The 10560-nt window shown below is 46.7% G+C and carries 8 protein-coding genes; 2 read left to right on the plus strand and 6 right to left on the minus strand.

Annotation, left to right across the window (positions count from 1 at the left end):
• Window positions 1-92: 92 nt before the first annotated feature.
• Window positions 93-2666 (minus strand): leucine--tRNA ligase, encoded by a 2574-nt coding sequence (leuS, locus tag VCHENC03_RS15355; RefSeq protein WP_009705651.1) that lies wholly within the window; start codon window positions 2664-2666, stop codon window positions 93-95.
• A 155-nt stretch (window positions 2667-2821) separates the two neighbouring features.
• Between leuS and VCHENC03_RS15350 the strand changes: the two genes are divergently transcribed.
• Entirely contained in the window at window positions 2822-3292 is a 471-nt protein-coding gene (locus VCHENC03_RS15350) for a zinc ribbon-containing protein (RefSeq protein WP_005438586.1), read from the plus strand.
• Between the two features lie 58 nt (window positions 3293-3350).
• Here VCHENC03_RS15350 and lnt read toward each other — a convergent pair whose 3' ends face one another.
• From lnt to miaB, 5 genes are all read right to left on the minus strand, one after another.
• Window positions 3351-4871, minus strand: a complete 1521-nt coding sequence (gene lnt / locus VCHENC03_RS15345; RefSeq protein WP_032802611.1) for an apolipoprotein N-acyltransferase — start codon at window positions 4869-4871, stop codon at window positions 3351-3353.
• A gap of 37 nt (window positions 4872-4908) precedes the next feature.
• Window positions 4909-5808: a CNNM family magnesium/cobalt transport protein CorC gene (corC, locus tag VCHENC03_RS15340; protein ID WP_009705653.1), complete on the minus strand. Its 900-nt coding sequence runs from the start codon at window positions 5806-5808 to the stop codon at window positions 4909-4911.
• A 106-nt stretch (window positions 5809-5914) separates the two neighbouring features.
• Window positions 5915-6379, minus strand: coding sequence for an rRNA maturation RNase YbeY (ybeY, locus tag VCHENC03_RS15335; RefSeq protein WP_009705654.1), 465 nt, complete (start codon window positions 6377-6379; stop codon window positions 5915-5917).
• Window positions 6380-6381: 2 nt separating this feature from the next.
• Entirely contained in the window at window positions 6382-7479 is a 1098-nt protein-coding gene (locus VCHENC03_RS15330) for a PhoH family protein (protein WP_005447495.1), read from the minus strand.
• Between the two features lie 73 nt (window positions 7480-7552).
• Entirely contained in the window at window positions 7553-8977 is a 1425-nt protein-coding gene (gene miaB, locus VCHENC03_RS15325; RefSeq protein WP_005438595.1) for a tRNA (N6-isopentenyl adenosine(37)-C2)-methylthiotransferase MiaB, read from the minus strand.
• A gap of 258 nt (window positions 8978-9235) precedes the next feature.
• Between miaB and VCHENC03_RS15320 the strand changes: the two genes are divergently transcribed.
• Window positions 9236-10411 (plus strand): 2-octaprenyl-3-methyl-6-methoxy-1,4-benzoquinol hydroxylase, encoded by a 1176-nt coding sequence (locus VCHENC03_RS15320; RefSeq protein ID WP_009705655.1) that lies wholly within the window; start codon window positions 9236-9238, stop codon window positions 10409-10411.
• Window positions 10412-10560: the final 149 nt, after the last annotated feature.

Raw genomic sequence — 10560 nt, forward strand, 5'->3', positions numbered from 1 at the left:
GATGACTCACCCTGTTAAAAAGACTCATGCTGAACGAATAAGTTCGCTCGGCGTTGAGTTTTTGCAAGCTGCGTTTCGTTAATAGCGAGAGGCTAGTTTGCAACGATGTTCAATAGTTTACCTGGTACGTAAATGACTTTACGGATAGTTAGGCCATCTAGGAACTTCTTCGCGTTCTCATCGTTTAGACCAAGCTCACGAACTTGCTCTTCTGAAGCGTCAGCAGCAACAATTAGTTTCGCACGTAGCTTACCGTTGATCATTACAACGATAGTCTTCTCGTCTTCAACCAGTGCTTTCTCGTCAAACGTTGGCCAAACTGCGTTATCGATGTCTGATTCACCTAGCGCAGTCCATAGCTCGTATGAGATGTGCGGAGTGATTGGGTAAAGCATTGCAACTACGGCTTTAAGTGCTTCATCAAGGATCGCACGATCTTGTGCTGACTCTTGAGGCGCTTTCGCAAGCTTGTTCATCAGTTCCATGATAGCGGCAATCGCAGTGTTGAATGTTTGACGACGAGCGATATCGTCAGTCACTTTTGCGATAGTCTTATGAACGTCGCGACGTAGCGCTTTTTGGTCACCAGAAAGTGCAGCTGTATCAACAGACTCAGCAGCGCCTTTTGAAGCGTGAGTGCGAACCAGTTTCCAAACACGTTTCAGGAAGCGGTTAGCACCTTCTACGCCAGATTCTTGCCACTCAAGTGTCATGTCTGCTGGTGAAGCAAACATCATAAATAGACGTACTGTGTCAGCACCGTACTTGTCTACCATCTCTTGTGGGTCGATGCCGTTGTTCTTCGACTTAGACATCTTGATCATGCCTGAGTGTTCAACGTTGCGACCTTCATTGTCCGTAGCAGAAGTGATGCGACCTTTACCGTCACGCTCAACTTTAACGTCAGTTGGAGCAACCCACTCTTTACCGCCTTTCTCGTTCTCAAAGTAGAACGCATCTGCTAGTACCATGCCTTGACACAGTAGTTGCTTGAACGGTTCGTCAGAAGTCACGTAGCCTGCATCACGTAGCAGTTTGTGGAAGAAGCGAGAGTACAATAGGTGCATACAAGCGTGCTCGATACCACCGATGTACTGGTCTACTGGTAGCCAGTAGTTTGCTTTTTCTGGATCTAGGATGTCGTCAGCTTGTGGTGAACAGTAACGTGCGTAGTACCAAGAAGACTCCATGAACGTATCGAACGTATCTGTCTCACGTAGAGCAGGTTCGCCGTTGAAGGTTGTCTTCGCCCATTCTTTGTCTGCTTTGATTGGGCTTGTTACGCCGTCCATTACCACGTCTTCAGGAAGAATAACAGGTAGTTGGTCAGCTGGTACTGGGTGAACTTCACCGTCTTCAGTGGTTACCATTGGGATTGGCGCACCCCAGTAACGTTGACGAGATACACCCCAGTCACGTAGACGGAAGTTAACAGTCTTCGTGCCTTTGCCTTCTGCTTCTAGTTTCGCTGCGATTGCATCGAATGCTGCTTGGAATTCTAGACCGTCAAATTCACCTGAATCGAACAGTACACCTTTCTCTGTGTATGCCGCTTCAGAAACGTCTAGCTCGCTGCCATCAACTGGCTTGATAACAGGCACGATATCTAGATCGTACTTAGTTGCGAATTCGAAGTCACGTTGGTCGTGTGCAGGTACTGCCATTACAGCGCCTGTACCGTAGTCCATCAATACGAAGTTTGCTACGTAAACAGGAACTTCACGGCCGTTCAATGGGTGAATAGCAGTAAGGCCTGTTGCCATACCTTTCTTCTCCATTGTCGCCAATTCAGCTTCTGCTACTTTAGTGTTCTTACACTCTTCGATGAACGCTGCTAGTTCTGGGTTGTTCTCTGCTGCGATAGCCGCTAGAGGGTGGCCCGCTGCGATACCAACGTAAGTCACACCCATTAGTGTGTCTGGACGTGTTGTGTAAACTTCTAGGTCTTGTTGACCTTTAACTTCAAACTTAAGCTCGACACCTTCAGAACGACCAATCCAGTTGCGCTGCATGGTTTTAACCATTTCTGGCCAACCTTCAAGTTTGTCTAGATCGTCTAGCAGCTCTTGAGCGTATTCTGTGATCTTGATGAACCACTGAGGAATTTCTTTTTGCTCTACTGGAGTGTCACAACGCCAGCAGCAGCCGTCTTCAACCTGCTCGTTTGCAAGAACAGTTTGGTCGTTTGGACACCAGTTAACAGAAGAAGTCTTTTTGTAAACCAGACCTTTCTCGTAAAGCTTAGTGAAGAACTCTTGTTCCCAACGGTAGTACTCAGGTGTACATGTTGCGAATTCACGGTTCCAATCGTAACCAAAGCCAAGAAGCTTAAGTTGGTTCTTCATGTATTCGATGTTTTCGTAAGTCCAAGGTGCAGGCGCGGTGTTGTTTTTAACCGCTGCGTTTTCTGCAGGTAGACCAAACGCATCCCAACCGATTGGTTGCATTACGTTTTTGCCTTGTAGGCGTTGGAAACGAGATACTACGTCACCGATGGTGTAGTTGCGCACGTGACCCATGTGCAGTCGGCCACTTGGGTATGGGAACATGGATAGACAGTAGAATTTTTCTTTGTTTGGGTCTTCACTTACAACAAAGGTCTTGTTGTCATCCCAGTGCTTTTGAACTTTCTGTTCAAGGTCTTGTGGATTGTATTGTTCTTGCATCGATGGTATCCGGTTATCTTGGAATTTGTGAGTTCGGTTAGAACAGACTTAAATAGATCGTCATAGAATACCTAAAGCTAGGGATCACAACAATAGCCAATCTATACCCATGCGCCTTGAAGTGACGCTTGGTAGTGGAAAGATGGAGGTCAGTTATGCCTAAACGTAAAGCAGGTTATGAGGAAATGCTCGAGGATGTGATTGAAACCTTGAAGCACAGTCCGGATGAAGTTAACAAAGTATTCGAAACGTCGGGCAAAGTGGTGGATGCTGCCAACGACATGACCAAAGACGAACTCTCACTGATATCCGCCTATGTAAAAGCCGATTTAAAAGAGTTTTCCGACAACTATGAAGAAGGTAAGAGTGGGCCTTTCTATCTCACGATTGCTGATTCAATTTGGCAAGGTCTGCTCGATATTACCGATCGAACCAAAGTGGAATGGGTCGAGCTATTTGATGATTTGGAGCATCAAGGGCTTTATGAAGCGGGTGAGGTGATTGGCCTTGGTACTTTAGTCTGTGACGAGTGTGGTCATAAGACGACGTATAATCATCCGACCGTGATCATTCCATGTATCAAGTGCAATCACACAGGATTTAGTCGTCAGTCACTCAAGCCATAACGTTTGTAGTCGAAAGAACATAGAATAAAAAAGAGGCTCTAGAGCCTCTTTTTTGCGTTTATGACTTTTTCTTTCTTGGTAACCACCAAGCAAGCAGCAAACTCAGCGCCGACCAAATGTACAGCGGCCAAGTGCCGACAACACGGTATGGTGTTTGTCCATCAGTTGGAACAAGTTCTGCACGAAGCACAGCGGTTTCAAACTGAGGGATCTGTTCAATTACCTTGCCTTTGTGGTCTGTCACTGCGGTTACGCCATTGTTGGTAGAGCGAATAAGTGGCTTACCAAGCTCAAGAGCACGCATACGCGCGATTTCCATGTGTTGCAATGGACCAATCGAATGACCAAACCACGCGTCGTTAGACAGCGTTAGGATGAAATCAGTGTCGTCAGTGACGTTTTGGCGTACTTGTTCGCTGAAGATGATCTCGTAGCACAGTGCTGGGTCCATATGCTTACCGTTCGCCACGATGTTTGGCTGAACAAAGTCACCACGGCTGAACGATGACATCGGTAAGTTGAAGAATGGTGCTAGTGGACGCAGTACATCTTCAAACGGCACAAACTCACCAAATGGTAATAGGTGGTGTTTGTGGTAGCGCTTATCCATATCAAAGCTGTAATCGCCGTATGGATTCACACCCAGCGATAGAATGCTGTTGTAAAACTGGCCGTCTTCACCTTGGTTCACGACACCGGTTATGATGGCGCTGTTGTTCATCTTCGCGGCGGCATCGATGTTTCTTAGGAAAGATGGTACTTCGATTTCAAACGCAGGAATGGCAGCCTCTGGCCAGACAATGATGTCTGCATCCCAGTTTTCACGAGTTAGATCTGCGTACTTCATGATGGTTGGCCAACGTTGGCTCGGTAACCATTTTAGATTTTGGTCAACGTTACCTTGGATCAGCGCCACTTTGGTAGTGTCTTCAATACGAGGTGTTACCCAGTCATATTGGCGAATGCCAAAGCCTGCACTTAATAGCACCGCAGGGATGATGATCATTAACCACTGTTTGTGAACCCAAGCGTAAGCGAGCGAACCGGCACTGATCATAATGAATAGCGTTAGAAGCTCTACACCACCGATAGGGGCGAAGCTTGCGAAAGGCGAGTCGATTTGGCTGTAGCCAAGCCATAGCCAAGGGAATCCTGTCATCACCCAACCACGCAGCCAATCAGTAACGAGCCATAACGCTGGAGCTGCTAGGAGGGCTTTGCTTATCGTGAATTCAGGGAAGAACTTATTGCTGAGCCAAGCAAACAGGCCGGTGTAAACCGACAGGTAAGCGATCAGTAGGCCCATTAGGAAGAGGTTTGCAATCAGCGGCATACCGCCAAAGCCAGCAATGCTGACGTAAACCCAACTTACACCCGTAGCGAATTGTCCTAAACCCCATGCATAACCGATCCACAGCGCACGCTTAGGTGACTGGTTTGCAAGAAGAATAAGTAGGATAGCAGGGCTGAGTATGGCGATTGGCCATAACTGGTAAGGGGCAAATGCTAGGGTAGTGGAGGCGCCAACAAAAGCGGCCACTAAGGGCCGCTTGAGGCGATGAAAGAGTACATTCATCATTATATTTTTCTGATATTCCCGTTGTTAGGGTATCGCGTTACTCTTGAGTGGCTTCAACCAGCGTTTCTTCGTCTGGAATCGTCACTTGTAGTTGAATGACACGACGGTTGTCGGCAGCCGTTACTTTGAAGCTGTATGCCTCAATTTCTACGACTTCGCCACGCGATGGTAGGTGACCAAAAGCAGTCATTACCATGCCGCCAACGGTATCCACTTCTTCATCGCTGAAGTTGGTACCGAATGTCTCATTAAACTCTTCAATGGTTGTCAGAGCTCTGACAGCAAACGTGTGTTTGCTTAGCTTACGGATATCGGTTTCTTCATCGTCATCGAACTCATCTTCAATATCCCCTACGATTTCTTCAAGGATATCTTCGATAGTCACGAGACCAGAAACGCCACCGAATTCATCGACAACAATCGCCATGTGATAACGTTCTTCACGGAACTCTTTCAACAGACGGTCGACACGTTTACTTTCCGGTACAACCACTGCTTGTCGAATTACTTCTTCGATATCAAATGGGTTACTGCCTGAGCCCAAGTATTTGAGTAAGTCCTTCGCTAGTAGAATGCCTTCCACATGGTCTTTATCTTCGCTGATCACAGGGTAGCGAGAGTGTTGAGCATCAGTAATTAGCGCGATCAAAGTATCAAGATCGTCTGTGCGCTCAACGGTAACCATTTGCGAGCGCGGGATCATGATGTCACGCACGCGCATTTCGGAGATTTCCATAACACCTTCAAGCATGTCGCGGGTGTCGTGGTCAATCAGGTCATTAATTTCAGAGTCGCGGATTACATCTACAAGCTCTTGGCGGTCTTTTGGTTCGCCTTGAAATAGTTGACCTAGACGTTCAAAGAAGGACTTTCTACTCGGACCTTCTGCCTTTTCTTTCTTGCCTTCATTAGAAGAGGGAGAATTATCTTCGTTCATTGTTTCTCAATTAAGTAACGCTATCAGATGTGTGATAGCTCACATAGAAAGACGAGCACGAGATGGTTATCTGGGTGGTTCGCCTTTCCCTGTCGAGCAACCAAAGTTACTCTTTTTCAGCAATATACGGGTCTTCGTAACCCATACCTTGCATGATTTCTGTCTCGAGGGATTCCATCTCTTCAGCTTCATCATCCTCGATATGGTCATAACCTAGCAGATGCAAGCTGCCATGTACAACCATATGCGCCCAATGTGCTAGTAGAGGCTTGTTCTGCTCTACTGCCTCTTTTTCAACAACTTGGCGACAGATAATCAAATCGCCCAGTAGATCCATCTCCATACCTGGTGGCACTTCGAATGGGAAAGACAGCACATTGGTCGGCTTGTCTTTACCACGGTATTCGTGGTTTAGCCCGTGACTTTCTTGCTCGTCGACAATACGAATCGTCAGTTCCGCTTGAGGCTGAAATAGAGGAATAGTCTTATCTAGCCACAATTGGAAATCTTGCTCAGAAGGTAAGCCTTCTTCATTTTCGACTGCCAGTTGCAAATCAAGTTCAATTGCCATGGTTATTCCTTAGTTGCCGCGACTTGTGCGCTCAGTTCTGCTTTGGCTGCTTCTAGCAGTTTGGCATCACGTTCTTCACGACGGCGTTTTTCAAACTCTTTACGTTCTTTCTGGTCTTGCGCTTCCCACTTCTCATAAGCGTTAACGATACGAGCAACCACTGGGTGGCGCACTACGTCGTCAGCTTGGAAGAAGTTAAAGCTGATGTCATCAACTTCGCTCAGTACTTCAATTGCATGACGAAGCCCCGATTTTGCACCACGAGGCAAGTCAATCTGTGTGACGTCACCAGTGATAACTGCGCGAGAGTTGAAGCCGATACGCGTTAGGAACATCTTCATCTGCTCAACGGTGGTGTTTTGGCTTTCATCAAGAATGATGAAGGCGTCGTTTAGAGTACGACCACGCATGTAAGCAAGAGGTGCTACCTCAATCACGTTACGTTCAATCAGCTTTTCTACGCGCTCAAAGCCCAGCATTTCAAATAGGGCATCGTAGAGAGGGCGTAGGTATGGGTCGACTTTCTGGCTCAAATCACCAGGTAGGAAGCCCAGTTTCTCGCCCGCTTCAACTGCAGGTCGAGTAAGTAAAATACGGCGGATCTCTTGGCGCTCTAGTGCGTCGACGGCTGCTGCAACCGCGAGGTAAGTTTTACCTGTACCAGCAGGGCCTATACCGAAAGTGATATCGTGCGTCACCATGTTCATCAGGTATTGACCCTGATTTGGTGTACGAGGCTTGATCACGCCTTTTTTCGTTTTAACGAAGACTTCTTTACCGTGTTCGAAATGTGACTCGGTGTTTTGCTCCAGTACACCTGATTCTTTGATTGCCAGATGGATCTGCTCTGGTTCGATATCAGGCGTTTCGCCGCGTACAGGAGCGGTGTCTACGTAAAGGGTTTTCAGGATATCCAGCGCAGCAGCTGCGGTATGAGGTTTACCGACAATGGTGAAAAGGTCGCTACGGTGGTTAATTTCGACGCCTAGACGACGTTCTAAATGCTTGATGTTGTCATCGAATGGACCGCACAGGCTTGCTAGTCGGCGGTTGTCTGAAGGTTCTAGATTGATTTCTAGCGTTACGATTTTATTGCTCAATGTTGCCTCTCATTTTATGCCATTTAACGAGAGCCTGATAACGACCAGGCTCTCAATGGCTATTTGTACGAGCTTATGGCGTAAAAGTAGCTACACCTAGCTCATCTTCGCGACGCGTTTTCGCCATCATTTGCGTTGGTGAAATCACGCTACGAAGGTCCATGTCTTTTTCTGTACGTACTAGCTCACCACGCAGTGAGTTAGCAAATACATCCGTAATCTTCACGTCAACGAACTGACCGATTAGGTCTGCGCTACCTTCAAAGTTTACTACACGGTTGTTTTCTGTACGAGCACGAAGCTCCATTAGGTTCTTCTTAGAAGGACCTTCAACCAGAACGCGTTGCTCAGTGCCTAGCATTAGACGAGAGTAGCGCATTGCTTGTGCGTTTACGGTTTGTTGTAGCTCGTATAGACGCTCTTTCTTCACTTGCTCTGATAGGTCACAAGGGTAATCTGCCGCTGGCGTACCTGGACGTGGAGAGAAGATGAAGCTGAAGCTCATGTCAAAGTCTACGTCTTTGATTAGCTTCATTGTGTCTTGGAAATCTTTGTCTGTTTCACCAGGGAAACCAACGATAAAGTCTGAACTGATTTGGATATCAGGACGTGCTTTACGCAGTTTACGGATGATCGACTTGTACTCAATCCCAGTGTGAGGACGTTTCATCATAGTCAGCACTCGGTCACTACCACTTTGTACTGGTAGGTGAAGGAAGCTTACTAGCTCAGGTGTGTCTTCGTATACTGCGATGATGTCATCAGTAAACTCTAACGGGTGGCTTGTTGTAAAGCGGATACGATCAATACCATCGATAGACGCAACCAAACGAAGCAGTTCTGCAAATGAACAGATTTCACCGTCGTGCATAGGACCACGGTACGCGTTTACGTTTTGACCCAGTAGGTTTACTTCACGTACGCCTTGATCTGCTAGCTGAGCGATTTCGAACAGTACGTCATCCATTGGACGGCTTACTTCTTCACCACGAGTGTACGGTACTACACAGTAAGTACAGTACTTAGAACAGCCTTCCATGATAGAAACGAATGCCGTTGCACCTTCAGCACGAGGCTCAGGTAGACGGTCGAACTTTTCGATTTCTGGGAATGAAATGTCCATTACTGGTGCTTCATCCGATTGAGATTGTTTGATCATCTCAGGAAGACGGTGAAGAGTTTGTGGACCAAAAATAACATCAACGTATGGAGCACGCTGACGGATGTGGTCACCTTCTTGAGTTGCTACACAACCACCTACGCCGATAACTACGCCAGGCTTTTTATCTTTTAGTGTCTTCCAACGGCCAAGCTGGTGGAAAACTTTCTCTTGCGCTTTTTCACGGATCGAACAGGTGTTAAGTAGAAGTACGTCTGCTTCCTCTGGCTCTTCGGTCAGCTCATAGCCGTTTGCAGCATTAAGCAGGTCGGCCATTTTTGATGAATCGTATTCGTTCATCTGGCAGCCCCAGGTTTTAATTAGCAGTTTCTTACTCATCTCACTTTCGCTCGTTCAGTTGTTCTTAAATCGGAGAGCTATTGCTCAAATTATAGCCGCCATCTCGGCGGTAAGCGGCGTATTGTACTGCTTTAAAAAGCACCTGACTAGTGATCTGACAAATTCTCTGCAAACCCTGATGAAATCTAGTTTTTTGCCCTATATACAGCAAGGTTTTTTGTTAAACAATTTTGTAAAAATAGCCACGGAACGTACAATTAAAAAACGCCAATTAATCAACATGATGAAGAGCAAAAAATGAACAAGTATGACATCGCCGTAATCGGTGGCGGCATGGTCGGGGCATCGGTGGCTGTTGGCTTTGCCAAGCAAGGCAGAAGCGTTGTAGTGGTAGAAGGCTCAGAGCCAAAGGCGTTTGAGGCTTCCCAAGCGTTGGATATTCGCGTCTCTGCGATTTCTCATCAGTCAGTGAAGCTACTTGATTCATTAGGTGCATGGTCAGCAATTGAGAGCATGCGAGTGTGTCCTTATCGCCGCTTGGAAACGTGGGAACACCCAGAGTGCCGTACTCGTTTTCATTCTGATGAACTGTCATTGGAGCAGTTAGGATACATTGTTGAAAACCGCCTAATCCAACTAGGCCTTTGGCAAACTTTCGCACAATACGACAACTTAACGGTGATGTGCCCAGAACGACTAAAAGACATTGAATTTGCCGAGGTTAACCGTGTAACACTAGAAAGTGGTGAGCAGTTTGAAGCGAGTTGGGTGATTGGTGCCGATGGCGCGAACTCAAAAGTTCGTCAATTGGCGGGTATTGGTGTAACCGCATGGGATTACCGTCAACATTGCATGCTGATCAACGTGAAAACCGAACTTCCTCAGCAAGACATCACTTGGCAGCAATTTACTCCGTCAGGTCCACGCTCGTTCTTGCCACTATGCTCATTAACTGAAGATGGCAAAGAAGTAGGGCAGGGCTCGCTGGTGTGGTATGACTCGCCAAAACGCATTAAGCAATTGTGCGCGATGACCAAACCTCAGTTAAAAGAAGAGATCCTACGTCATTTCCCTGCTGAATTGGGTGATATCGACGTTTTACAGTTTGGTTCATTCCCACTGACTCGCCGTCATGCTCAAAGTTATTCAAACAAGAATTGCGTATTAGTGGGCGATTCTGCTCATACAATTAACCCACTTGCTGGGCAAGGCGTGAATCTTGGCTTCAAGGATGTTGATGTCCTGCTTTCAGTGACGGATCAGCAAGAGCAACTTAATGATTCATTACTCGCCAAGTATGAGCGCGCTCGTCGACCAGATAACTTGCTAATGCAAACGGGCATGGATGTGTTCTACAAAGGCTTTAGTAATGATTTAGGGCCACTGAAGTTCGCTCGTAATGCGGCATTAAAGTTGGCGGAAAATTCAGGACCGATCAAAGCACAAGTATTGAAGTACGCATTGGGTATGTAAGTCTGGATACTGTTAAGCGTCAGGTCGAAAAGCAATAGATAGAAAAAAAGCGAGCCATGAGCTCGCTTTTTTAATTCGATAAATCAGAGATCTACCGAGTCCAGAATCGGAAAAAAGAAAAAACCCAGCAAATTAATGCTGGGTTTTTC

Origin of the sequence: Vibrio sp. HENC-03 (assembly GCF_000305755.2) — a bacterium.
Classification (GTDB): Bacteria; Pseudomonadota; Gammaproteobacteria; order Enterobacterales; family Vibrionaceae; genus Vibrio; species Vibrio owensii.